This is a genomic window from Bradyrhizobium cajani (assembly GCF_009759665.1).
Lineage (GTDB): Bacteria > Pseudomonadota > Alphaproteobacteria > Rhizobiales > Xanthobacteraceae > Bradyrhizobium > Bradyrhizobium cajani.
In genome coordinates this window covers 1-24,779 of record NZ_WQNE01000059.1, presented here as the reverse complement: position 1 = coordinate 24,779, position 24,779 = coordinate 1, and the positions used below count along the sequence as shown (strand labels likewise).

25 protein-coding genes are annotated in these 24,779 nt (G+C 63.3%); 10 read left to right on the top strand and 15 right to left on the bottom strand.

Going from position 1 to position 24,779, the window contains the following annotated elements:
• The first annotated feature begins 20 nt into the window (after positions 1 to 20).
• From fliG to GPL20_RS37080, 5 genes are all read left to right on the top strand, one after another.
• Positions 21 to 1,118 (top strand): flagellar motor switch protein FliG, encoded by a 1,098-nt coding sequence (gene fliG, locus GPL20_RS37100; RefSeq protein ID WP_157337439.1) that lies wholly within the window; start codon positions 21 to 23, stop codon positions 1,116 to 1,118.
• Positions 1,118 to 1,741: a FliH/SctL family protein gene (locus GPL20_RS37095; protein ID WP_157337437.1), complete on the top strand. Its 624-nt coding sequence runs from the start codon at positions 1,118 to 1,120 to the stop codon at positions 1,739 to 1,741. The genes fliG and GPL20_RS37095 overlap by 1 nt, the downstream gene beginning before the upstream one ends.
• Before the next feature lie 3 nt (positions 1,742 to 1,744).
• Positions 1,745 to 2,095 (top strand): flagellar motor switch protein FliN, encoded by a 351-nt coding sequence (gene fliN / locus GPL20_RS37090; RefSeq protein WP_157337435.1) that lies wholly within the window; start codon positions 1,745 to 1,747, stop codon positions 2,093 to 2,095.
• Positions 2,096 to 2,146: 51 nt separating this feature from the next.
• Positions 2,147 to 3,532: a sigma-54-dependent transcriptional regulator FlbD gene (gene flbD, locus GPL20_RS37085; RefSeq protein WP_157337433.1), complete on the top strand. Its 1,386-nt coding sequence runs from the start codon at positions 2,147 to 2,149 to the stop codon at positions 3,530 to 3,532.
• A 278-nt stretch (positions 3,533 to 3,810) separates the two neighbouring features.
• The gene (locus GPL20_RS37080; RefSeq protein ID WP_157337431.1) at positions 3,811 to 4,959 is read left to right on the top strand and encodes a M20 family metallopeptidase; all 1,149 of its coding nucleotides are present in this window, start codon (positions 3,811 to 3,813) and stop codon (positions 4,957 to 4,959) included.
• A gap of 82 nt (positions 4,960 to 5,041) precedes the next feature.
• Here the strand turns inward: GPL20_RS37080 and GPL20_RS39125 are convergent, their stop codons facing one another.
• From GPL20_RS39125 to GPL20_RS37045, 8 genes are all read right to left on the bottom strand, one after another.
• Positions 5,042 to 5,197, bottom strand: a complete 156-nt coding sequence (locus GPL20_RS39125; protein WP_167533370.1) for a hypothetical protein — start codon at positions 5,195 to 5,197, stop codon at positions 5,042 to 5,044.
• A 97-nt stretch (positions 5,198 to 5,294) separates the two neighbouring features.
• A complete protein-coding gene (locus GPL20_RS37075) occupies positions 5,295 to 5,876 on the bottom strand; it encodes a flavin reductase family protein (protein WP_157337429.1) in 582 nt (193 codons plus the stop codon).
• Positions 5,877 to 5,910: 34 nt separating this feature from the next.
• Positions 5,911 to 6,747 carry an ATP-binding cassette domain-containing protein gene (locus GPL20_RS37070; protein ID WP_157337427.1) on the bottom strand — a complete coding sequence of 279 codons (837 nt, stop codon included), beginning with the start codon at positions 6,745 to 6,747 and terminating at the stop codon, positions 5,911 to 5,913.
• 7 nt (positions 6,748 to 6,754) lie between these two features.
• Positions 6,755 to 7,561 (bottom strand): aliphatic sulfonate ABC transporter permease SsuC, encoded by an 807-nt coding sequence (gene ssuC, locus GPL20_RS37065; RefSeq protein ID WP_157337425.1) that lies wholly within the window; start codon positions 7,559 to 7,561, stop codon positions 6,755 to 6,757.
• Positions 7,558 to 8,724, bottom strand: coding sequence for an FMNH2-dependent alkanesulfonate monooxygenase (gene ssuD / locus GPL20_RS37060; RefSeq protein ID WP_157337424.1), 1,167 nt, complete (start codon positions 8,722 to 8,724; stop codon positions 7,558 to 7,560). Before ssuD ends, ssuC begins: the two co-directional genes overlap by 4 nt.
• Before the next feature lie 8 nt (positions 8,725 to 8,732).
• The gene (locus tag GPL20_RS37055; RefSeq protein WP_157337423.1) at positions 8,733 to 9,695 is read right to left on the bottom strand and encodes a sulfonate ABC transporter substrate-binding protein; all 963 of its coding nucleotides are present in this window, start codon (positions 9,693 to 9,695) and stop codon (positions 8,733 to 8,735) included.
• A 38-nt stretch (positions 9,696 to 9,733) separates the two neighbouring features.
• Complete coding sequence (locus tag GPL20_RS37050; protein WP_157337422.1) at positions 9,734 to 10,696, bottom strand: sulfonate ABC transporter substrate-binding protein; 963 nt, start codon at positions 10,694 to 10,696, stop codon at positions 9,734 to 9,736.
• 522 nt (positions 10,697 to 11,218) lie between these two features.
• Positions 11,219 to 12,382 carry a cytochrome P450 gene (locus tag GPL20_RS37045; protein WP_157337421.1) on the bottom strand — a complete coding sequence of 388 codons (1,164 nt, stop codon included), beginning with the start codon at positions 12,380 to 12,382 and terminating at the stop codon, positions 11,219 to 11,221.
• Between the two features lie 233 nt (positions 12,383 to 12,615).
• On the opposite strand from GPL20_RS37045, the gene GPL20_RS37040 reads away from it, so the two are divergent.
• Positions 12,616 to 12,927: a hypothetical protein gene (locus GPL20_RS37040; protein ID WP_246251276.1), complete on the top strand. Its 312-nt coding sequence runs from the start codon at positions 12,616 to 12,618 to the stop codon at positions 12,925 to 12,927.
• A 27-nt stretch (positions 12,928 to 12,954) separates the two neighbouring features.
• Complete coding sequence (locus tag GPL20_RS37035; RefSeq protein WP_157337419.1) at positions 12,955 to 14,055, top strand: tetratricopeptide repeat protein; 1,101 nt, start codon at positions 12,955 to 12,957, stop codon at positions 14,053 to 14,055.
• 69 nt (positions 14,056 to 14,124) lie between these two features.
• Here GPL20_RS37035 and GPL20_RS37030 read toward each other — a convergent pair whose 3' ends face one another.
• On the bottom strand, positions 14,125 to 15,003 hold the full coding sequence (locus GPL20_RS37030; protein ID WP_157337417.1) for a L,D-transpeptidase: 879 nt from the start codon (positions 15,001 to 15,003) through the stop codon (positions 14,125 to 14,127).
• Positions 15,004 to 15,264: 261 nt separating this feature from the next.
• On the opposite strand from GPL20_RS37030, the gene GPL20_RS37025 reads away from it, so the two are divergent.
• On the top strand, positions 15,265 to 15,573 hold the full coding sequence (locus GPL20_RS37025) for a DUF7684 family protein (RefSeq protein WP_488226138.1): 309 nt from the start codon (positions 15,265 to 15,267) through the stop codon (positions 15,571 to 15,573).
• Positions 15,574 to 15,687: 114 nt separating this feature from the next.
• Here GPL20_RS37025 and GPL20_RS37020 read toward each other — a convergent pair whose 3' ends face one another.
• Positions 15,688 to 17,127 (bottom strand): IS1182 family transposase, encoded by a 1,440-nt coding sequence (locus tag GPL20_RS37020; RefSeq protein ID WP_157337415.1) that lies wholly within the window; start codon positions 17,125 to 17,127, stop codon positions 15,688 to 15,690.
• A 1,288-nt stretch (positions 17,128 to 18,415) separates the two neighbouring features.
• Between GPL20_RS37020 and GPL20_RS37010 the strand changes: the two genes are divergently transcribed.
• On the top strand, positions 18,416 to 18,796 hold the full coding sequence (locus tag GPL20_RS37010) for a PRC-barrel domain-containing protein (RefSeq protein ID WP_157337411.1): 381 nt from the start codon (positions 18,416 to 18,418) through the stop codon (positions 18,794 to 18,796).
• Positions 18,797 to 19,582: 786 nt separating this feature from the next.
• Here GPL20_RS37010 and GPL20_RS37005 read toward each other — a convergent pair.
• The 5 genes from GPL20_RS37005 to GPL20_RS36985 form a co-directional block, all read right to left on the bottom strand.
• Entirely contained in the window at positions 19,583 to 20,086 is a 504-nt protein-coding gene (locus GPL20_RS37005; protein ID WP_157337409.1) for a methyltransferase family protein, read from the bottom strand.
• A 193-nt stretch (positions 20,087 to 20,279) separates the two neighbouring features.
• A complete protein-coding gene (locus GPL20_RS37000) occupies positions 20,280 to 21,068 on the bottom strand; it encodes a helix-turn-helix transcriptional regulator (RefSeq protein ID WP_157337454.1) in 789 nt (262 codons plus the stop codon).
• A gap of 138 nt (positions 21,069 to 21,206) precedes the next feature.
• A complete protein-coding gene (locus tag GPL20_RS36995) occupies positions 21,207 to 21,701 on the bottom strand; it encodes a septal ring lytic transglycosylase RlpA family protein (protein ID WP_205751238.1) in 495 nt (164 codons plus the stop codon).
• Between the two features lie 718 nt (positions 21,702 to 22,419).
• On the bottom strand, positions 22,420 to 23,082 hold the full coding sequence (locus tag GPL20_RS36990) for a phytochelatin synthase family protein (RefSeq protein ID WP_157337408.1): 663 nt from the start codon (positions 23,080 to 23,082) through the stop codon (positions 22,420 to 22,422).
• Positions 23,083 to 23,141: 59 nt separating this feature from the next.
• Positions 23,142 to 24,347, bottom strand: coding sequence for an LLM class flavin-dependent oxidoreductase (locus GPL20_RS36985; RefSeq protein ID WP_157337406.1), 1,206 nt, complete (start codon positions 24,345 to 24,347; stop codon positions 23,142 to 23,144).
• Between the two features lie 266 nt (positions 24,348 to 24,613).
• Here GPL20_RS36985 and napE point away from each other — a divergent pair.
• The coding region (gene napE / locus GPL20_RS36980) for a periplasmic nitrate reductase, NapE protein (protein WP_157337404.1) at positions 24,614 to 24,779 on the top strand (166 nt) is incomplete at its 3' end.

Genomic DNA, 24,779 nt, shown 5'->3' with positions numbered 1-24,779 from the left:
GAATCAAGAAGTGATCTGACATGGCCGCCAGTCTGCAAAACGCCAACTCGAACGACATCACCAGCGTGATCTCCACGCTCGGCCAACGTGCCGGCACCCGGGCCAAGGACGGCAAAGGCGCCGAGCATCTGTCCGGGCCGCGGCGCGCCGCGATCCTGATGCTGGCGCTCGGCGAGCAATATGGCGGCAAGATCTGGGGCCTGCTCGACGACGACGAGGTACGCCAGCTCTCGCTGGAGATGTCGACGCTCGGCACCGTCGAGGTCGACACGGTGGAGGACATGCTGCTCGAATTCGTCTCGCGCATGTCGGCTTCGGGCGCGCTGATGGGCAATTTCGACGCCACCGAGCGGCTGCTCCAGCAGTACCTGCCGCCGGAGCGCGTCAACGGCATCATGGACGAGATCCGTGGCCCTGCCGGCCGCAACATGTGGGAGAAGCTCTCCAACGTGCAGGAAGAGGTGCTCGCGAACTATCTCAAGAACGAATATCCGCAGACCATCGCGGTTGTGCTGTCGAAGCTGAAGCCGGAACACGCCGCCCGCGTGCTCGGCATCTTCCCCGAGGAGCTCGCGCTCGATGTCGTCAACCGCATGCTGAAGATGGAAGCGGTGCAGAAGGAGGTGATCGAGAGCGTCGAGAAGACCCTGCGCACCGAGTTCATGTCCAACCTGTCGCAGACCCGCCGCCGCGATGCTCACGAGGTGATGGCGGAGATCTTCAACAATTTCGACCGCCAGACCGAGACCCGCTTCATCACCTCGCTGGAAGAGGAGAACCGCGAATCGGCCGAGCGCATCAAGGCGCTGATGTTCACCTTCGACGACCTCGTGAAGCTGGATTCCGGTTCGGCCCAGACCCTGATGCGCAACGTCGACAAGGACAAGCTCGGCGTCGCGCTCAAGAGCGCCAACGAGGATGTCCGCAACTTCTTCTTCGGCAACATGTCCTCGCGCGCGGCCAAGATGCTCCAGGACGACATGGCGGCGATGGGCCCGGTCCGCCTGCGCGACGTCGACGAGGCCCAGGCGCTGCTGGTCAATCTCGCCAAGGACCTCGCCGCCAAGGGCGAGATCATGCTGACCAAGAACCGCGCCGACGACGAGCTGGTGTACTGATGGCAGCTCCCGCAAAATTCCTGTTCGACACCGACTTCGCGGCGCCGGAGCGGACGACGCGCGAGAAGGCCGCGACCGCGGCCGAGATCGCCCAGAAGGTCGCGGAAGCCGAGGCGCGCGCCTATCAGGACGGCTTTGCCGCCGGCCAGCGCGAAGCCAAGGCCGAGAGCGACCGCCGCGTCGCACTGGCCATGGAAGAGATCAACATCGCGATCCGGGGCATCGCCTCCGGCATCGGCAACATCGAGTCCAAGATGGAGACCGAGGCGGTCGACGTCGCGGTCGCGGTGGCGCGCAAGCTGTGCGCCGATCTGGTCGCCGCCGAGCCGCTCGGCGAGGTCATAGCGCTGGTCAAGGACTGCTTCTCTCATCTGGTCGCGACGCCGCATCTCGTCGTCCGTATCAACGACGCGCTCTACGAGGCGGCGCGCGAGAAGATCGAGCGGCTCGCCAAGCAGAGCGGCTTCGAGGGCCGGCTGGTGATCCTGGCCGAGCCGGAAATTGCCACCGGCGACTGCCGGATCGAATGGGCCGATGGCGGCGTCGTGCTGGAGCGCGGCGCCATCGCGGCCAAGATCGACGAAATGGTCGGACGCTATATCGCGTCCCGCAGGGGGGATTAAGCCATGAGCAACACCGACGGACAGGTCCCGCTGCCCGATCTCAACGGCCCGATGCCGCCTGCCGGCACCGACGTCGGCTACAACGAGGACGAATATGCGGCGCGCGCCGCCGCCGACCTCGAGGCCGTGTTCGACGTTCCGGTGCAGGTCTCGGCCGTGCTCGGCCGCTCCAAGATGGACGTGAGCGAGCTCTTGAAGCTCGGCCCCGGCACCGTGCTCGAGCTCGACCGCCGCGTCGGCGAGGCCATCGACATCTACGTCAACAACAAGCTGGTCGCCCGCGGCGAAGTCGTCCTGGTCGAGGACAAGCTCGGCGTGACCATGACCGAAATCATCAAGACCGAACGCGGCTAACAGCGCAGGACATGACGCGCGGCAGCGCGAACAGACGGACAGGAGACTGACATGCGGCTTCTCATCGTTGGCACATTGAAGGGCCAGCTCACCACCGCCACCAAGATCGCGATGGAGAACGGCGCCACCGTGACCCATGCCGAGGATCACGACCAGGCGATGCGCGTGCTGCGCGGCGGCAAGGGCGCCGACCTCCTGCTGGTCGACGTCGCCCTCGACATCCGCGACCTCGTGATGCGGCTCGAGGCCGAGCACATCCACGCCCCGATCGTCGCCTGCGGCATCACCAACGACGCCCGCGCCGCGGTTGCCGCGATCCATGCCGGGGCCAAGGAATACATCCCGCTGCCGCCGGAGCCGGAGCTGATCGCCGCGGTGCTGGCCGCGGTCGCCAACGATTCCCGCGAGCTGGTCTATCGCGACGACGCCATGGCACGCGTGATCAAGCTCGCGCAGCAGATCGCAGGCTCCGACGCCTCGGTGATGATCACCGGCGAATCCGGCACCGGCAAGGAGGTTCTGGCCCGCTACGTCCACACCCGCTCGTCGCGCGCCAAGCGTCCGTTCATCTCGATCAACTGCGCCGCGATCCCGGAGCATCTCCTGGAGTCCGAACTGTTCGGCCACGAGAAGGGTGCCTTCACCGGCGCCGTCGCCCGTCGCATCGGCAAGTTCGAAGAGGCGACCGGCGGCACGCTGCTGCTCGACGAAATCTCGGAGATGGACGTCCGCCTGCAATCGAAGCTGTTGCGCGCCATCCAGGAGCGCGTGATCGACCGCGTCGGCGGCACCAAGCCTGTCGCCGTCGACATCCGCATCATCGCGACCTCGAACCGCAATCTGGCCGAAGCCGTGCGCGAAGGCACGTTCCGCGAGGACCTGCTGTTCCGCCTCAACGTCGTGAACCTGAAGATCCCGCCGCTGCGCGAGCGTCCCGCCGACATCCTGGAGCTCGCCCAGCACTTCGTGAAGAAATATGCCGAGGCCAACGGCGTGCCGCTGCGCCCCATTTCGGCAGAAGCCCGCCGCGTGCTCTCCGCCAACCGCTGGCAGGGCAACGTCCGCGAGCTCGAAAACACCATGCACCGCGCGGTGCTGATGGCGCAGGGCGACGAGATCGGCCCCGACGCCATCATCACGCCGGACGGCGACCGCCTCGACCTCGCCAAGACCGCACCGGCCGTGGCGCATGCCACGATGGCCGCCGAGCAGGTGACGCGGGCGCTTGTGGGGCGCACCGTTGCCGACGTCGAGCGCGACCTGATCCTGGAGACGCTGAAGCACTGCCTCGGCAACCGCACCCACGCCGCCAACATCCTCGGCATCTCGATCCGCACGCTGCGCAACAAGCTCAACGAATACGCCGATGGCGGCATCCCGATCCCGCCGGCGGGAACGCCCGGCGAATATCCGCGCATGCCGGTGATGGGGGCGTGAGCCCCCGCCAATATTGATGATGCGAATGCCCGGGCCGTGTCCCGGGCATTTTCTTGTGTCCACAGATGACGCCGCCGTAGCCCGCATGAGCGCAGCGACATGCGGGACTGCCCCGACGCCGTGGCACCCCGGATATCGCTTCGCTCATCCGGGCTACGGGAGCTGCGCTCGCAATGACGGGCCTCAAGAGCATCCTTCGCATAACGGGACCGCGCCACGTGACTAGGCCATGTCGACGCCAGGCCCTATAACCGCGGTAAGGACCACGCGAGGTGACAATGTCTGAAGCTCAAATCACGGACTGGCTGGCGTCGCAGCGGCAGGCGATGATCGATCTGCTACGCGACGTCGTGAACATCGATTCCGGGTCGTACGACAAGGACGGCGTCGATGCAGTCGGTGCGCGGTTCGAGCGGCACTTTGCCGAGCACGGCATTCCGTTCCGGCGCGAGAACAACGCCACCTTCGGCGATGCGATCCACGCCGAGGTGGCGAAACCCGGCAGCAATGAGCGACCGGTGCTGTTGATGGGACACCGCGACACGGTGTTCGGCAAGGGCGAGGCCGCGCGCCGCCCCTTCACCATCAGTGATGGCCGAGCCTACGGCCCCGGCGTTGCCGACATGAAGGCCGGCCTCGTCATGAACGTGTTCGTCGCCACCGCCTTCCACAAATTCGGCGGCAATCCGCATCCGATCAAGGTGCTGATCACCTCGGACGAGGAAATCGCATCGCCCTCCTCCCGGCCCGTGATCGAGCGCGAGGGCCGCGCCGCCCGCGCGGTGTTCAACTCCGAGCCGGGCCGCCCCACAGGCAATGTCGTCACCGGCCGCAAGGGCGGCATCTTCATGCATGTCGCCATCACCGGCAAAGCCGCGCACTCCGGCGCCAATTTCGCCGCCGGCGTCAGCGCGATCGGCGAGCTCGCGCACAAGGTCGTGCAGATCCACGCGCTGACCGATCTCGACAAGGGCATCACGCTCAATGTCGGCCTCGTCTCCGGTGGCCAATCCGTCAACACGACGGCGCCCTACGCCGAGGGACAGATCGACCTGCGCTATGTCGATCCGGCGGACCGCGCGAGGGTGATGGCCGCGATCGAGGCAATCATTGCGACGTCTTACGTGCCGGGCACCAGCGCGACGCTGGCGATCAAGGGCGAGTTCGTGCCGGTGGTGCAGAGCGCCGAGTCGAAGGCGCTGTTCGAAAACTATCAGGCCGCGGCACGGCAGGCCGGCCTCACCACGCTCCAGGGCGAGTTCTCCGGCGGCTGCGCCGATTCCGGCTTCACCGCCGCGGTCGGAGCGCCGACCATCTGCGGCCTCGGCCCGGTCGGCGGGCTCGCGCATACGCCGGAGGAATATCTCGAGCTCGACAGCATCGTGCCGCGCGCACAGGCGCTGGCACTGGCGATTTTGAAGGGGTAGCTACACACTCCGCCGTCATGCCCGGGCTTGACCCGGCCATGACGAAGAGAGAGCGGCGCGCAACCACGCGCGCGCATTCGCCCTACGAATAACTCGGCGCGTCCGGCTTGCGGAAGATGTGGATGGGATCGCCGGGAATGATCGGCTCGCCGCGGAACGCCGCATAGGCGTAGAGCGCGAGATAGGCGATCGCGAGCGCGCCGACGGCGTAGAAGGCCAGGGTCGCGACGCGCTTCATCGTTCCACTCCATTGCCGTCCCGACACGGGAGGCTCAGGCGCTTCTAGAGCGATGACGCGGAAAAGGCCAGCCTGCGGGAAGCGTGGCGGGCGGCGATCAAATGCCGCGCCGGCCGCGCGAGGGAACGCTGACCTCGGCAAGCCTTGCCGCATCCTCGTCCTGATCGACCGCCACATACTGGCCGTGCCAATAGGCCAGCGCAGCGCTGCGGGTCGAATTCCTGATGTCCCTGACGCGGCCGATGACGATGCCGTGCGAATGCCGCTCGATGATCTCCTCGACCTCGCAATCGAACGCCGAGAGCGCGTCGGCCAGGAGCGGGACGCCCGAGATTCCCGTCACCCATCTGGCGCCCGCGAAGCGATCGGCGCCCTTCAGCCCGGCCTTGCCGGCGAAGCGTTCGGCGACGTCGAGCTGGTCGGCATTGAGGATGTTCACGCCGAAGGCACTGTGACGCCGGATCAGCGGGAAGGACGAGGCGTCGCGGTTGATGCTGACCAGCAATGTCGGCGGCTCGACCGACAGCGAGGTCACCGACGTCACCGTCATGCCGGTGATGTCCTTGCCCCGTCCGGCGGTGATGACGCTGACGCCGCCGGTGAGATGGCGCATGGCGCCGCGAAAATCGGCGGACGAGACAGGGATTTCGGTCATGAGATCGCGGGGCACTACATTCATGGCATGGCTCCCCGAGGCGGGGTTCCCTCTGTATTTAGGTATGATCATCCGCCGATAACAGGTGGCCCAGGATCGAGCCTTCGAGGCCGGCAAGCTCGGCGGAGCCGCGCTGGCGTGGCCTGCCTGCGTTAACCGTGACGTCGTGGGCGATGCGGCCGTCCTCGATCACCAGCACCCGGTCGGCCAGGGCAACGGCTTCGGCGACGTCGTGGGTCACGAGAATCGCGGTAAAACCCTGATCGCGCCAGACGCGCTCCAAGAGACGCTGCATCGAGATGCGGGTCAGCGCGTCGAGCGCCCCAAGCGGTTCGTCGAAGGCGAGCACGCGCGGCCGGGAGATCAGCGCGCGGCCGAGCGCGACGCGCTGCTTCTGGCCGCCCGACAGCACCGAAGGCCACTGGTCGCGCTTGTCGGCAAGCCCGACCTCGGTCAGCGCCTTCTCGGCGCGCGCATGCGCATCGCTGGACGAACGATCGCGGCCGAGGCCGACCTCCACATTGGCAAGGACACGCGCCCAGGGCAGCAGCCGCGGCTCCTGGAACATCACGCGGATGTCCTCGGGCTGAACTTCACTGCCGAAGCTGATGCTGCCGGCATCGACCTTCTCCAGGCCCGCGATGAGACGCAGCAGCGTGCTCTTGCCGCAGCCGCTCTTGCCCACGATGGCGACGAACTGGCCGGCGGGAATGTGCAGGTCGATGCCGCGCAGCACCTCGTTGTCGCCGAAGGATTTGCGCAAGCCGCGGATGCTCAGCGGCAGGCCGCTAGCCTGCGCCGGCCGCTCCTCGCGCACGACGCGGGCGTGAGGCGCGAAATGTGCGCGGCTGGCGAGCTCGGTTTCGGGGAGGGAGGTGCGAAGCGCTGTCTGCATGTCATTCTCAACGTTTCTGGAAAGCGGGATGCCAGGAGAGCGTCAGGCGCTCCAGCACGCGGGAGGCGCTGTCGGCGAGCTTGCCGAGCAGGGCGTAGATCAGGATCGAGAGCACGACGACGTCGATCAGCATGAACTCGCGCGCCTGCATCGCCATGTAGCCGAGGCCCGAGGACGCTGCGATGGTCTCGGCTACGATCAGGGTCAGCCACATGATGCCGAGCGCGAAGCGGATGCCGACGAAGATCGATGGCAGCGCGCCCGGGAGGATCACGCGGCGGAACAATTCGCCGTCGGTCATGCCGTAGATGCGGCCCATTTCGATCAACTGCGGATCGACGGTGCGGATGCCGTGCAGCGTGTTCAGGTAGATCGGGAAGAACACACCCAGCGCCACCAGGAACAGCTTTGCGCTCTCGTCGATGCCGAACCAGAGGATGACCAGCGGGATCAGCGCCAGATGCGGCACGTTGCGCACCATCTGAAGCGTGGTGTCGGTGAGCCTGGCCGAAAGCTGCGACAGGCCGTTGGCGAGGCCGAACGCGAAGCCGATGCCGCCGCCGATCAAAAAACCGATCGAGGCGCGCCAGAACGAAACCCAGATGTTGCGAACGAGCTCGCCGGAGAGCAGCAGCTTCCAGCCCGCGAGCACGACGTCGCTCGGCGCCGGCAGCACCCGCGTCGGCACGAAGCCGGTGACACTCGCGACCTGCCAGACCGCGATGATGGCGAGCGGCACGATCCACTGGATCAGGCCCTCGACGCGCGGCAGTCGGAAGCTGCGCGGGAGTGAGGCGCTGTCGATCAGGCTCATGACTGCGACACCCGATGCTGCGGACGGAAGTCGCTGCCGACGGTTTCGCCGAAGGGACCGCCGTTGAAGTGCAGCCTGGTCACGTTGGAGGGTTGCTCCAGCGACAGCAGCGGGAACACCAGCTCGGCGAAGCGATAGGCCTCCTCCAGATGCGGGTAGCCCGACATGATGAAGGTGTCGATGCCGATGTCCTGATATTCCCTGATGCGGGCCGCCACGGTCTGGGCATCGCCGACCAGCGCGGTACCGGCGCCGCCGCGCACCAGGCCGACACCGGCCCACAGGTTCGGCGCGATCTCGAGCCTGTCGCGCTTGCCGCCATGAAGCTGCGCCATGCGCTGCTGGCCGACGGAGTCCATGCGGGCAAAATTCTTCTGTGCCAGCGCAATGGTGTCGTCGCTGACATGCTTGACCAGCTCGTTGGCGGCGCGCCAGGCCTCCTCGTTGGTCTCGCGGACGATCACGTGAAGGCGGATGCCGAAGGAGAGTTTTCGGCCGCGCGCGGCCGCGACGTCCCTCACCTTCGCGATCTTCCCGGCCACCAGAGCCGGCGGCTCGCCCCAGGTGAGGTATTTGTCGACGGCGTCGACGGCGACGTCGATGCCCGCATCCGACGAGCCGCCGAAATAGAGCGGCGGACGCGGCGACTGCACCGGCGGGAACAACAGCTTGCCGCCCTCGACGTGGATGTGCTTGCCCTCGACATTCACCGTCTTTCCGGCGAGCAGGTCGCTATAGACATTCAGGAACTCGCGGGTGACCTCATAGCGCTCGTCATGGCCGAGGAAGATGCCGTCGCCCTTGTTCTCGACGGGATCGCCGCCGGTGACGACGTTGACGAGCAGCCGGCCGTTCGTGACGCGGTCGAGCGTCGCCGTCATGCGCGCGGCCACGCTCGGCGATTGCAGGCCGGGGCGCACAGCCACGAGATAGCGCAGCCGTTCCGTGAACGGCGCAACGGAAGAGGCGACGATCCAGGAATCCTCGCAGGAACGTCCGGTCGGCAACAGCACGCCGAAATAGCCGAGCTGATCGGCGGCCTGCGCGATCTGGCGCAGATAGTTGAAATTGACCTCGCGGCCACCGATACCGGTGCCGAGATAACGGCCGTCACCGTGGGTCGGCAGGAACCAGAGGATGTTGGCGTTAGATTGCTTGCTCATGACCTTGCTCACGTTCCCGGCTTCCGCGCCACGTCGGAAATCCGGATGGATCTGGGGATCAGGTTGAGGGCGAAGAATGCGTCGGCAACCTGCTGCTGATCTGCGATGACGGCATCGGTGATCGGCTTGATGCCGTAGGCCTGCCGCTTCAGCGCGACCTCGACCACCGCAACCGACAACCCGATTGATGGCGCCAGCTGCTCGGCGACCGCATGAATGTCGCCCTTGGCCCAATCGTCGACCGTGCTGAGCTCGGCAAGCACGGCGTCGACGATCGTCGGATTGGCTTCGAGGAATTTCTTCGAGGAGAAATAGAACTGATAGTTGGCGACGACGCCGGTGCCGTCGGCGAGCGCGCGCGCGCCGGTGGCCGCTTCCGCCGCCGCCTGGAACGGATCCCAGATCACCCAGGCATCGACCACGCCACGCTCGAAGGCGGCGCGCGCATCGGCCGGCGCCAGGAACACCGGCTCGATCTCGGAGTATTTGACACCGGCCTTCTCCAGCGACTTGACCAGGAGATAGTGGACGTTGGAGCCCTTGTTGAGCGCGATTTTCTTGCCCCTGAGGTCAGCGACCGACTTCAGCGGGCTGTCCTTCGGCACCAGGATCGCCTCGCCCTTCGGCGCCGGCGGCTCATACGCGACGTACTGGATCGGCGCACCGGCGGCCTGGGCGAAGATCGGCGGGGCTTCGCCAGTGTTGCCGAAATCGATCACGCCGACATTGAGCGCTTCGAGCAGCGGCGGGCCTGATGGGAATTCCGTCCAAACCACCTTGTAGCCGTCGGCGGCGAGCTTCGGCTCCAGCGTGCCCTTGCTCTTGAGCAGCACCAGCTTGCCGTATTTCTGGTAACCGATGCGAACCACCTTGCCTTGTCTGTCCTGGCCGTAGGAGGTGCCGACGGCGGCGGCGACGATGCCGATCGACAGCACAATGGCCGCGATCAGACGCTGAATGATGCGCCTCATGTTCAAACCTTTTGGATCGGGGAGATTGGTCGGCACGGTCAGGCTGCCGGGTTGCGCCAGACGATGTCGCGGATGACGATCGGCCTCGGGATCAGGCCGAGCCTGTAGAAACGGTCGGCAACGCCCTGCTGGGTCGCGACGATCTCGTCGGTGACAGGACCGACCACGAAGGACGAACGGTCCGCCGCGATGGTCTGGATATCCAGCGGAATGCCGGTGACCGCGGCCAGCGATCTGGCGACCTCGTCGCGATGCTGCTCGGCCCATCTGGCGGTCGCGGTCGTGACGTCGACGATCTGCTGCAGGGTCGCGCCGTGGTTCTTCGCGAAATCTCGGTTGGCGATGTAGAAGGAATTGGTCTTGGTGACCTCGCGCGCATTGATCAGGACGCGGCCGTTCTGCCTGGTCTCGCCGATCGCAAAGTACGGGTCCCAGATCGCCCAGGCCTCGATGCTGCCATTGGCGAAGGCAGGTCCGGCGTCCGGCGGCGTCAGATAGACCGGCGTGATGTCGGCATAGGTCAGGCCGGCCTTCTCCAGCGTCTGCACCACGATGTTGTGGGCGCTGGAACCCTTGGTGAAGCCGACGCGCCTGCCTTTCAGCTCGGCGATGGAGCGGATCGGCGAATCCTTCGGCACCAAAATGCCCTGGCCGTTGGTGATGGGCTGGCCGGCGGCATAGACGATCGCAGCGCCCGCGGCCTGGGCGAACACCGGCGGGGAATCGCCGACCGCGCCGTAATCGACGCTGCCGACGTTTATCGCCTCCATCATCGGGGGACCCGAGGAAAACTCGACCCATTTCACCTCGATGCCTAAGGGAGCGAAATGTTTTTCCAGAGCGGCCTGCTGGCGCGTGATGACCAGCACACCGTTCTTCTGGTAGCCGATACGAATTTCCTTCACCGCGCCTTGTGACGTTCCTTGCGCGCTGGCACGCGAGGCAAACGCAGCGGCGGCCGCAGTTCCAACCGAAAGCTTCAAGAAGTCGCGACGCTGCATTCCACACTCCCGGCCGCGCGCGGCCGTCATCATTCACGTTTCGGGAATGATGGTGTGGGTCAGCGGAGCTGTCGAGACGCGCGGAAAAATAGCGATGCGAGCACTGCGCGCGCGGCGCGGCGCATCATTAATCTTTCAAGCGGCCGCGCTCATGCAGAGGGATCTTTTCCGCACGCGAACGTGAGAGCCCGTTCGGATTTGATCCAGCGCTCCAGCGTCGGAACATAAATGCCGAAAACAACCCCATGCACAGTAGACGGGGTGAACGAAAACAACGACTTGCGTATTATCCGAAGTATGTTTGACACGTCGGGCAAAACAGGGGCATGATGGCATCATGGCGGACTGGGAATTGTCGGCCCAAACACCATCCACCACCTCCGCTGTGATTCCCCGCGAAGGCGGGAAATCCAGTACGCCGCGGCGTCTCCGTATCAAACGACTGTCTCTGGAATACTGGATCGCCCGCCCCAGTGCGCAATTGCGCACAAGGCGGGCGATGACACCAAAGTACGCCGCGAGCTAATGCCACCTCACTGGCAGATTTTGCAGCCCACGAAACGCCCAGCCGCCGATCCGCACCGGCTCGTCGTCCGCGATCTCCAGCTTTTGAGAACGCGCGAACACCGTCGGCAGCGCGACGTCGGCGATCATCGCGCGCGAGGCCCAGGCGCCGGCGCAGAAATGCGGGCCGGCGCCGAAGGCGACGCTCTTGGACGTGTCGCGCCGCACGTCGAACTGGTCGGCGCGCTCAAAATGCTTCTCGTCGCGATTGGCCGAGCCGAACATCAGGAACACGCGCTCGTCGAGCTCGAACGACACGTCGCGGATACTCCACGGCTTTGCGATGCGCCGCGGCGACATGCCGATCGGCGAGATCCAGCGGGCATATTCCTCGAACGCCTGGAGCCACGACACCTCGCCCTTGCGCACCAGAGCGAGCTGCTCCGGATGGCTCAGCAGCGCCCACACCGTGCCGGCGATCGCCTTGCGCGGCTCGTTCTGGCCGCCTGATATCGCAAGCTTGACGTTGGCTCGCACGCTCTCCGTCGGCATGCCGGAGGCGAGGAGCACGCCGAGGATGCTCTGATCGGGATGCTTGCGCAGCGCCGGCAGGATGTCGTCGATCGCAGCATCGATGCCTGACGTCGCGGCATGGCAGCGCGATTCGACGGCCGGGTCGCCCGCGTAGTTCGCGATGCCCTCGATCATGCCCTGCGACCACGCGTCCATGTCCTGATATCGAATGTTGGTGAGGCCGGTGATCGACTTCAGGCACTCGCCCGAGAACGGCAGCGCGAAGTCGCGCATGAAGTCGATCCGCCCGGGCTCGATCACGTCGATGATCCGGTCGGCATGGGCCTGGAATTGCGCGGTCCAGTGCGCCTTCACCGTCTTGGGCGAGATCGTCGGAAACATCGCGCGCCGCTCGACCTGGTGCGCCTCGCCATCCTTGCGCATCATGTTGTGGCCCATCAGCCGGTTCATCAGGCCGGCGGGCTGATGCGAGGAGAACACGTCGATCTGCTTCTCCGAGATCGAGATGTCGTCGCGGCTCGTCAGCAGCGTCGAGCCGAGCTGCGGCACGAAGGCGATCGGCGCCTCCTTGCGCATTTTTGCAAGCATCGGATAGGGGTCGGCCCAGAACGAAGCAGGGTCGATGTCGATGCGCGGCGCGGTGCTCAAGACGGCGTTCCTCTGGATCTCGTTTCCTTCAGGAGACTAGCGAAGTCCCGCGCCGGCGTCTGTCCCTAGCGATAGGGACAGACGGCATCGGAGCGTGCCTTCACAAGAAGGGGCATCCCGCAAAGGAACGGCTAACCAAATGAGGCGACTGCCTGCGCGAGAGGATGGAAGTTAGATCAACCAATGATAGCATATGCTTCCTTAGATCAACCAAGGGAACTTCAGTGACTGGAATGACCAAGCCTCGCTCTCGGCTTCTGTTGGTTGCGATGTGGATCAGTCTCGTCGGCGCTCTCGTCGTTTTGTTTTCGTTGCTCAACCGGTCAGGCGGTGGTTCGCCGCCCTGGGTGGTTAGTCTCATCGTGTCCTGGTTGCCGTTTCTGGTGCTGGTGGGCGTATGGCTGTGGCTTTCGCGCAGGAACTTGCGCGGATCATCCGGCACGAATTGGGTCGATCTCTACGAGCAGCAGCTCGCCGAAAACAGGCGCACCAATGCGTTGCTGGAGAGGATCGCGGTGGCTCTGGAAAAGCCGTCTCCGGGTTAGCGCTGGCGCATCGCAGGGAGCAGGGACATGCGCACAGGGTTTTCCGCGCGCGCCTGGCTGGTCGTTTTGGCACTCGCAACAGCCGCTGCCGTCAGCCGGCCAGCGGCAGCCGACGACCGGCAGGAGTGCTTGAAAGGATCGAGGGAAGCCGCAGCCGCGACCATCGCCGCCTGTACGCGCGCGATCGAAAGCGGAGATTACAAGGACCGGGACCTCTCCACCTTGTATCATACGCGCGGCTATTCCTGGTCGCAGACAAGCCTCGCCGATCGCATCGACCGCGCCTTCAAGGATTACACCGAGGCGATCCGGATTGATCCCGAAGCTGTCGGCTCGCTGCTCAATCGGGCGCACATCTACAACCAACGGCACGACTACGACCGGGCGATTGCCGACGTCAACCAGGCATTCGAAGGTGGCCTGTCAAACTATGGAAAGCGGGCCGGATACGGCGAGCGCGGCTACGCCTACCAGGCCAAAGGCGACAACGACCGTGCCATCGCGGACTATACCGAGAGTATCCAGCTGGATGCGAGCAACTACGTCACCCTCACCGCCCGAGGTGCCACCTACTTGGCCAAAGGCGATCTTGATCGTGCCATCGCCGACTACGACCAGGTGATCGCGCTCTATCCGAAATATGCGCTCGCCTACTACAGCCGCGCTTTTGCGTACAGGGCAAAGGGTGACGTCGATCGCGTCATCGCCGACTGTAGTCAGGCGATCGCACTCTATCCGCAATACAGGGATGCTTACTTCGCCCGCGGCTACGCTTATCAAACCAAGGGCGACTTCGACCGCGCCATCGCCGACTACGATCAGATGATCGCGCTCGATCCGAATGATGGGGCCGCCTACAGCAATCGCGCCATGGCGTACCTTTTCAAGGGCGATTTCCGCCGCGCCATCGCCGACTTCGATCCGGAGCAGGTGCTATCATGGCTCGCTGCTGCTGTCTTTCTGGCTGCGTTGATCTGGCTTTGTTGTCGAAGGGACGCCCATGCGTCCGGACGGTGGTCCGGACCGACAATGATTCAGATGTGCGAGAATGAGCTCGTCGAAATAAAGCGCAGGAACGCCGCCTTGGACAATATCGCGGCGGCCCTGGAGAGGCGATCGTCGGGTTAGCTTGGGGGTCGCCGGATGTTTGCCCGCGCCGAGCGTGCGAGTTCCCAGAATGACCGTCAGAACCGCGCGTTACTGCGCCTCGGCGATCTTCGGTCCGGACGGCAGCATCTGTGCGTTGGCCCCCAAGGGCCGCTTCGGCGGCGATGCCGGGTCCGGCAATCGGAAAGCGGCGTCGGCCGGCGCTCCCTGGGACGGTCGACGGGCAGCATTTGCCGGAAGCACGATCACTTTCGCTCCGACTTTCACCCGCTCATAGAGGTCCGTCACGTCCTCATTGGTCAGCCGGATACAGCCGGACGACACCCGCTTCCCGATCGTATCGGGATTGTTGGTGCCGTGAATGCGATATTCGGTCTCGCCCAGATACATCGCCCGGGCGCCGAGCGGGTTGCCGGGGCCACCTGCCATGAAGCGCGGCAGATAAGGCTGACGCGAGACCATCTCCGCGGGCGGATGCCAATCCGGCCATTCGGCCTTACGGGCCACGGTCTGCTCACCGGACCAGGTAAAACCTTCGCGGCCGACACCGATGCCGTAGCGCATCGCTTGCCTGTCGTTCAGAACGAAATAAAGGAATGTGTTTCCGGTATCGATGATCACGGTGCCCGGCGTCTGGCGACTGGCGTAATCAACCACCTGCCGGACCAATGCTCCGGGACCGTCCGCGGCCTTTGGCGGCTCGACCAGAGGCGCCGGGGCCGGAATCGGAGCGGGAGCTGGAGCCGGCGCTGATGCATGAACCGGAGTTGCCACGTAAACCGGCGTCGACGATGCCTGTGCTTGGACTTGGGCTTGTGGTGCGGACGGCTTCCGTACCGGTTGCACGCTCGTCGGGCGAGACAGCAAACTGTACCCCACGACGGCAACGGCCACGGCGCCAATTGCGACTCTCGCGACCATTGGTATTGCGAGCGCCTCTGCCTTTCCACGTTTGGCCCGCTTGCTCATGTCTTCCCCCAGGTCACCATGCCCAAGAGAGGTACCGAGCAAAATTTAAGAAACTTCGAAGCGATCTCGTTCAGGCCGGAACCGCCAGCGATGGTTAACGCCGAGCTCCTGTTCGGCGACATGAAATTGGGGGCTCCACCAGCGAATGTCGGCTGTTGGGCCACAACCGGACATTTCAAAAATTGAGATGTTGAGCGCAGGTCACTGTAAGGGCGTCCGTGATATATTAGGACCGCTCGCGACTCTTCCGATTTTTGTCGATTGGCGGATTTGATGAATTATGCACAGAGAGTGATCCTCTACGCACCACCTTGGGATTCACCGAAGCTTGAGGCGTTCGTTGAACAATGCATCCAAGACAAGGTTGTCTTGGTTTGTGTGGTCGGCCCCGACTGCCGCAGAGTGGAGGACGTTATTGATGAACTGGTTGTCGGTCTCGGCGATGATTCTAGTCGATTCATAAACACGACTTCGCATCCAAACGAGTCGATCGAAGACGTGCGATGTTTTGCGGACGCTTGGTTTTTGGACGTCGATACAACTCTGCCAGTACAGTTGGTCACGCTTTGACGGCATCGTGTTCGCAACAGTGTCATGCTATGGATGCACGTCCGCTCTGGGTCTTGGCCGTGTAAAAACGGCTTCAAAGGGCGTCGGTCCAGGAGGCTAGGAACGGCGTCTGTCTCAGGCCGCGATCGCAGCGATCAGTGGCTTGGTCCCGACTATGTTCATGACCCGTGTCAGATTGTAGGCCAGAACCGAGAGCGCCATCTCGGCCGCTACTTTTGGGAGCGTTTTGGTGAGGAAGTGCGTCGCTCCCATGCGGGCCTTCATCGTGCCGAACGGATGCTCGACCGTCTCCCGACGCTGGCGCATGGCTTGTGGATTTGCATCAAGGCGCTGCTGCACAGCTTCGAGCAGATGCTCTTGCTCCCATCGTGGAATCCGCCGCTCCGGCCCTGTCGTACACTGGGACTTGAGTGAACAGTTCTGACAGGCTGTGGTCCAGTAGCGCCTTATCTGCTTGCCATCTTCCTCGCCCGTGAAGCGATATGGCAGTTGCTCCCCAGCCGGACAGCGATAGGCATCTTCCTCCGGCAAATAGACAAAGTCCTGCTTGCCGAAGCGCCCATCTGACTTGGCACCCGACGTTTGCGGCTTGGGCAGAGTTACCGTGACGCCGGCCTCGTGGCACGCGAGGATCTCCAGGCTGCTGAAGTAGCCGCGATCGGCTACAGCCTCGAGCGTCTCGCTCTGGAGAACAGCCTTCGCTTGCTTGGCCATGTTAGCCAGTTGCGCCCGATCCGAGCCGCTGGTCGTGACCTCGTGCGCCACAATCAGATGATGCTCGGTATCGACGGCAACCTGCACGTTGTAGCCGACGACGCCGGAACCGCGGCCGCTCGTTGCCATCGAACGGCTGTCGGGATCGGTCAGGGAGATTTGCTGGTCGGGCGAAGCCAGCATCTGCTTCTCGTAAACGGCAAGCTTGCCCATTTCCTCCTTCAGCTTCGTCAGCTTCTCGGTCAGCCTCGTCACCTTTGCGGCCAGCGCCTCCGTCGGCTCCTGGCGGTCGGCCGTGTCAAGTTGGCTCAGATAGCGCGCGACGCTCTCCTCCAGCTGCGCACGCCGCCGCTCCACCTTCGCCCGTGTGAAGTTCCTGTCCCGGTTGTTCACGGCCTTGAACTTGCTGCCGTCGATGGCGACGCTCGTCGTCGCGAGAAGGCCCATCTCACGGCAGAGTTCGACGAAGCGCGCACATGCCTTGCGAAGGGCTAGGCCGTTGTCCTTGCGGAAGTCCGCGATCGTCTTGTGATCAGGAGCGAGACGACCCAGCAGCCACATCACCTCGACATTACGTCCGGCTTCCCGTTCCAACCGCCGGCTGGACTGCACTCGGTTCAGGTAGCCATAGATGTAAAGCTTGAGGAGCACCGCGGGGTGGTACGATGGCCGGCCAGTCGCCGCCGGCTCCGCCCCCGCAAAACCCATCTCAGCCAAATCCAGCGCATCGACAAACGCGTCGATCACGCGAACAGGGTTGCTCTCGTCAATAAAATCATCGAGGCATTCGGGCAGCAGCGTCCACTGCCCACGATCCGCCCCTTCAACGAAGCGCCTCATCAATTCCCCCGCAGAATCACGAGAGAATCATAACAACAGCCAGCGTTTTCACACAGCCAGGGTCACAAGCGGTAGGCGAGGCGAAACCAGCCCCGCGTCCGGTTGACAGCCGACGTGACGATAGGCGCCTCGTTGTTCGGCCAACGGGCCAACAGCGGAAACCTTCTTTAGGTACGTCATTCATTCCCCAACCCACCGAAGCGATTGGTGAGGTACATTCAGCTGCTGAGCAGTTTGGGTGTCCGCCATAAGGACTACGCGACCACCGGCCTTTGAGATCCGGTTTGCCGTTCCTGCAATAGCGCTTGCGGAACGGATCGGGCGTGCGCTCCGCAAGCCGACCGTCGAGGCGATGCTCTCCTACTCGACCGGCGAACTCGGCAACAAGCCCGGCGAAATCAGGCATTCGTCCATGTGGGCGCTGCATTCACACGCTCGGAACGGAAAGCCCAACACTTTTGTTCAATTCTCCAGAGTCCTAACTGAGGAGAAAGGCTATGATCGCCAACAGACTTATGATCTTGGGCGCTGCGCTCGCCTTCAGCGCCAGTTCCGTGTATGCCGGTCCCTGCAACACGGCGAGCCGCGATGCAGGATCGGGGAATGTCCCAGGCTATACCGGACAAACCACTGGTTCCACAGCAGCTGATTCCACGCAGCATCCGCCGACATCTGCGATGAGCAAAGCCTCAGAGCATACCGCGACGTCGTCGGAAGACGCGCAGCGCCAGATGCAGAACCAGCCTACCGCTGCCGAGCAATCAACGGCGACCAAGCCCGCTCCCTCCGCGCAGCAACCGGATCGGACGGCAGGCACGGTCGAGCAAACCCGTCCCGCGCCTACTGAACGATCAAAGAAGGCCACGGCCGGGACGGCCGAGCCCGCACCGTCCCAGCAAAAGGCGACCGCGGGAGACGACTGCTAGGAGCGCGGGGCCGCGACGCAGTCAGGGCGCGTATGAGGTTCACGTGCCTGCTGATAGCGGTGGGTTTCGTGGAGGTCCGCGTTGGGCCGACAGGCGACTTTTCGCGAGGTAAACAAACCTCTCGCGGCAGCCTAGCGGACATCCTGCTTTTTGATCGTCAGAGCCGAAAGTTACGCCTGGTCCCGGACATCGCGACCTTGATGCAGATTTTTCGCCATAGCGGCTTCGGAACTGGAGGTTGTTAGGGTCGATGTCGGCGACGATAGATGATTGATTGGCGCTGCGACATGTTCTCCGATGCCAGGAACGCCCCTGTAGCGGCCGAGTTAAGCCGACAAAACCACCTGTGAGGGAGAGGAGCCATGGCCCGCGCAACAGCCCATCCGGATCATCAATGCATCTCAAGCGAAGACATTCAAGGAACCGAGGTTTATGGAGCCGATGGAAAAAATATCGGTGAGATTGATCACCTCATTATCGACAAGGTGTCAGGTCGCGTGGCTTACGCCGTCATGAGCTTTGGCGGATTTGTTGGATTGGGCCACAGCCACTACCCCATTCCTTGGGCTGCTCTAACATACGATACGTCGCTTAGCGGTTTTCGAACCAATATCACCGAACAACAGCTGAGGGACGCGCCGGAGTTCAGTGATGACTCGTGGCAGGATCGAGACTGGGAAACGCGAACCCACCGGTACTATGGGACGCCTATGTACTGGGAGGGGCGAGGTGGCCTAGGCTAGGCAGCGTCCTAGAGTTCTCGATTGTGAGTGCGAGCTGACTCGTTGAAGCACGGATCGACCCGCCAGTCTGTGTGAGGCGGTCGATGTGTGGCGGCGATGGACCATGGTCGCGGGTTGGAGGGTGGTCCGCCATGGCTGGCACTCCGCCATGGCTGGCACCAAGGGCCTTGAGGTGCACAGCCTCCTTGCGGTGCACGCTATCCTGCCGCAGTCGATAACACGCGTCGAACCTACCCCGATCCGGCGAAACCGAAATCTTTGTTCAAGGTGGTTTGATAGCCCGCGAGCCGAGCCCGACCAAGGTGCCACGAACTTAGCAACCTTCGCCCGTGTGAAGGCATTGCCCAGAGAGCGATCGCGCTTCCGCCTGCATTCGAGGGAGCAACGCCATGGTGAGAAGACTTCGTTTCAAGAATACCACTTTGGAAGAACTGCTCGTCGAGGAGGCGCAGCGTCTGCGGGAAGAGGCCCAAGGCATTGCGCCCGGCAGGGAGCGGTTTATCCGCCATCGACGAGCCAAGACCGTTTCTCACCCGAGAGAATGGCTGGCCTCCCCGGGCCTACAGAGCCGAAGTAAGAATTAGGCCGCCGCAAGTTGGCGATCTTCCCAATTCCTAGTCGAAGTTGGGCGCGCAAGCTCATTGACGAAATGCGCAAGGAGACGGGCGCCGAACGGGAGCAGTAAGGAATAATGGATATTTGTCCAAGGAGGTCGAGGTGCCGCGAAACCCATGGCGGCAAAAAGAGCGGGTCCGGCAGCCGGCATCGAGCCATGCAGCGATTGCTTTATGCGGCTCGCCATGGCGTCAACCGCGGAATCCAGCGCGGCACATTGGTCAGAAAGCTCTCGTACTCCGTGCCGAATGTTTGCTTGAGCGTCGGTTCTTCGTACATCACCACAAAGACATGAAAAAAAAGCCAGAGTAGCGCGCCGTACCAGAGGAGATGCCAGTCACCAAACAAAAGGGCCTGACCAAGAATGACTGCGACGACCGCGATGTAGATCGGATTTCGCACGTAGCGATAAAGGCCAGTCACTACGAGCTTTTGTGTCGGCGCGATCGGGGCGGGCGTCCCCAGCCCCTCCAGCGCAAAACGGGCAAATGAGTCCACAAGTCCGGGCACTCCGACGATGATCAATATGCCGCCGAGGATGCGGGTTAGATCGACGCCGAAAAAAGCCGGCCGAAATTCCCACTGCGTGACCCACCAGGGGACGAAGCCTGCCAGCACCAACGGCGCAATGACGAAGAACAGAGCGGAGCCCAAGACGGCAATTGCTTTTGACATTGCGTGCTCCCACGACCCGACAAGAATAGCTTAGCAAATCACACAATTGGTTGTCCCGGCCGTCGAGTTCTCTTCACCTCGCTTCTGATCTTCAGGCTGACTTCCGGTATGGGTCAAAAAGGCGACGATACCAGGGGACGGACTGCGTGTCCGCTTTGCTCTCGGAAGCAGATATCGTGGACTTAGCGTCCCCTCAGTTCAGGCTCCGCACCCCCGCGAGCAGGCCCAGCACGATCGAGAACAATTCGTTCTGCGAGGAGATGCCGAGCCGCTCATAGGCGCGCTTGCGGTAGGTCAGGGTCGAATGCAGGCTGATACCGAGCGCGCGCGAGATCGCCTCGGAGCTGTACCCTGCGAGGATGCGGCGGCAGACTTCCTGCTCGCGTGGGGTCAGCGCGGAGAGTGGCGCGCGCGTTGCGAACAGCGCGGCGAGGTTCTGGTCGGGCGTCGCGGTCGCGGCCTGCTGGAAATGACGTGCGACGCTGGCGCTGATCGCAGGCGCGATCGCCTCAAGCCGCTCACGCTGCGCGGCGTCGAAACGGCCCTGCGCAGCGATGCGATAGAAGTTGACGTAGAAGCAGGTGTCGCCGGTCCAGATCGCGGTCGCGCATTTGTCGACGATGCCGGAATCCTGGAAGAAGATCTTGCGGTAACGCGCGCCGTACATGCGCGGCGCGAACGCCGGCAGCATCATCGGCGCGCCGCCCTCGCCTTCGAACAGCGCATCGCGGTTGGGATCGGATTGGTGGAACTGGCCGGCATAGGCCGCGCCGAGATCGCCGCCAATCGGGATGTTGCCGGCATCGAGCACGCAGCTTGCGGCACCGGCGCGGCTCAGCGCGAACACCATGCAATGGCCGACACCGGCCTGGCTGCGCAGCGTGTCGATCAGCACCTTTGGAAAATCGGGACGGCCGATGGCGAGCACTGTGGACGTGACGTCGCCGACCGCTGGATCAAGGGCCATCCCATGGGGCCGCATCATATTCCTCCGCAAGACGTTCTTTTGCGAGAGGATAGCAGCAAGGGGATTTTACCGGAAGCCGGCGAGGCCTGCATACGCAGCGGCTGAGGCGGCCCCGCTGTCCGAGACGCACGCGACCTCTTTCGCGTGGGAGGTTCAGCTCACCGGTCCCGGGGTCCAATAGTCCCCTGCAAGCGGGCTAACTTTTACGTCGTCGATGACTCCGCGCTCCAGGCTCGGATCGAAATGGCGCATCGTCCGCTCGTTGAAGTCAATGATGCGGCCAGGCCTCAGTGGTCCGACGTCGTTGATCTTGACGATGACCTTCTTGCCGACGGCTTCGACCAGGGCAAATTTCGGCCTCACACCAAACAGAACCCCACCAAATTTCTGACGCAAACTCGTCTTGATGGCGGCCGCCCAGACGGAGGGATCATAACGCTCGCCGGAGGCTGTGCTCGGACCGCCCTCCTCCTTGCCGGGCTTGAACGGATTGTACATGGATGCGCGGCCAACGACCGCATCCCCGGAGGCGGCATCGACGACGGCACTCGCGTGAACTCCCCGCGTTTCAGCCCGAGCAACGGCAACAGAAATGGCAAGCGCGATCAGGGCGCCGCAGATTGCGGCGCTCGAGCGGAATAGCATCATAACTCCTGTGATTTTTTCGATCGTCCGGTTCCCGACGCCGCAAACAGGCCAAGCGAACGCGGAAGCGTTCATGAAACTTGCGCCAACTTTTGCGGATTCGAGCCAACCCCTCGGCTACGGAACCGTTGTGCGAACCAGGGTGGTTCCCACGCAGTGTTTTACGTTCTCACCGCTTAAGACAGAGAATGCGTCAGCAACATGACTTAACGGACCCCAGCGCGAGTGGCGCGCGCCACGTCGGTAAAGGTAAAGGGGGTCACGTGGCGACGTCGCCAGAAACGAGCGCCAGGATTGGCACGTCGTGGCACGACTGGATCGGATGAGACATCAAGACTTGTCGTGCGCGTACTTTTCCAAGAGCAGCCGATTATATTCATCTCTCACGGCTCTCCGCGAGATATGCCCTCTCCGGTCTTTGGCAATCTTCAGAAGATCGGGATCAGTCGGTGCCCGTGATTTCCGCCTAAATTTCGCGAGAAATCGGGTAGCAGGCGCCGACGTTCTTCCAAACAGTCGGTCAAACCATCCCATTGTGTCCTCCCGGACAGACGCGAATTACGATAGTATTACCATGAATTTGGGGGTCAACGGACAGTGCAACCGCATCTTTTTGAAGAGCTCGCCACCACCTAGTCCGAAACGGCCGGCCTGCCCGGGCAATCCGACGTGCCCGGTTTCGGCAGCCACCTCGCAAAGGGCCCGGCGCACTGCACACCTGCTATTCGATCAGCAACAGCCCCCGCTTCTTATCGCCGTCGAATGTATTTACAGCGGCAAACAGCCGCTTCCGCTCGACCAGCCATGGCTGGTAATCGGAATTGACGTCGAGCACGAACACCAAATCCTCGGCTTCGAGATAGCCGCCGATCGGCGAATGATGTCCAACACCAGCACCAAAGATTGGCGCGCGATCGAAGTTCACGATGTAGCGTCTGCCGGGATCGTTGGAGCGACGCAGGTGCTCCAGAAGCTGGTCTTCGCTGAGATCGCGCAAGACCGTGACTCTCCGGCTGGTGTTGGCCCGGGCGACCTCGGCGAGCTCATCAAGCGTAAGGCCCAGAATGCATACGCCAGTCCAGCACCGCCCTGTGCCAGCCAATACCTTGCCTTCAGTGCTTGCCGCCTCACCAAGTGACCTGTAGGCATTCGCAACAGCAGCGGGTCCGCAACGAGAACCATTGGACTGCCAGCTGACGTATCTGTGGAATTTGGCTGCTACCGGCAGGCGCCACGCGCGTTCTATAAGCTCCGGTGTACGAGTTACCGAGGAGGCTACGGCTTCTGATGGCACGCGCGACTGGCCGACGACCAGAGCCCCAGCACCGAGCAGACCCGCAGTGACCACCAAGCCGATGATACTGGCATAGTGCCGTCGCTTCATGGGTCTGAACCTTGGCGGCAGTCACGACCGTGACTTTTGCGACATTTATATGCTCAAGCCTACCCTGCCGCCGCCTTTGCCGGCGCAACATTGATGGCGAGCTTGCCGTAGCGGTCGGTGAAGGCCTCGGTGTCGATCTCCTCGAGCTTGATCTCGCCGCTCATCACGCCCTTCTTCCACGCCGCCTGCGCCGGATCGTTCTGAAACTCCGGCATCACCTCGCGGCCGAACAGTTCGAGCGACTCGCAGATGTGCTCGTGGCTGTTCTTGCCGGCCTGGTTGAGCAGGATGACCTGATCGATGTGCGAGGACTGGAAACGCTTCAGCTTCCTGCGGATGGTTTCGGGCGAGCCGATCAGGCCGCCGCGCAGCGCCGCCTCCTGTGCCTCCGGATTGTCGCGCTTCCACTTGTTGTACTCGTCCCACATGTTGACGGTGCCGGGCGCGGGACGCTGGCGGTTCTGCGAGGCGCCGTAGAACCGCAGCGCGAACTGGAAGAAGGTGGCGCCGTCGGCGCGCGCACGCGCCTCCTCGTCGGTCTTCGCGCACATGAAGAACGACACCAGCGCCATGTTCGGATTGATCTCGTAGTCGGCGAGCCTGGTGAGCCGCTTGGTCATCGCATTGTAGTAGGCGTGCACCCAGGCATGGGCGGCATCCGCGCTGACGAACTGGAAGCCGAGCGCGCCGAAGCCGTGGCGGCCGGCGCGCTCGATGGTCGGCAGCTGCGAGCAGGCCATCCACAGCGGCGGATGCGGCTTCTGCACCGGCTTCGGCACGACGTTGCGCAAGGGGATGTCGAAATACCTGCCGTGATGCTCGCTGCCGCCGTCCTTGAACATCGGGAAGATCGCGCGCACGGCCTCCTCGAACACCTCCTTCTTGGTCTCCATGTCGCGGCCGAACGGCGTGAGCTCGGTGATCGACGCGCTCTCGCCCATGCCAAACTCGCAGCGGCCGTTACTGAGCAGGTCGAGCACCGCGACGCGCTCGGCGACGCGGGCCGGATGGTTGGTGGTGAGCTGGAGGATGCCGTGGCCAAGCCTGATGTTCTGCGTGCGCTGGCTTGCGGCGGCGAGGAACGATTCCGGTGAGGGCGAGTGCGAGTATTCCTCGAGGAAGTGGTGCTCGACGACCCAGGCATGGTCGTAGCCGAGCCTGTCGGCGAGTTCCATCTGCGAGAGCGCGTTCTGGTAGAGCCTGAGCTCGTCGCCGGCGACCCAGGGCCGCGGCAGTTGCAGTTCGTAGAAGATGCCGAACTTCATGACGCCTCTCCCGCCTTATTGTTGTTAAGCTCATCTTAATGGGAGAGGCGGCGCTGTCTACGGACGCGCAATTCCACCGCGCGGGAGATTGATCCCTCGACCGCACGTAGCTCTGAGAGCCCGATTCCGGCGCCTACTACAGGGTGCGGCCAACTCGACAGGTTGATCCAGATCAACGCGTTAACGGCTCGAACGTATCTAAAGTCCAGCAAGGCAACGGCCCGGATGCCGTCCCGATTCCCAAGACCATTTCAGAGAGACCGAATATGTCGGCCCCTGACGACACGACCTCGCGCGTGCGCCGTAAGCGCATGGAGATTTTCGCCTTCCTGTTCCTGACCGCGGTCGTGATGCCCGTCCTCGCGGTCGGTACGGTCGGCACTTACGGCCTTGGCGTCTGGATCTACCAGATGTTCGCCGGCCCTCCCGGCC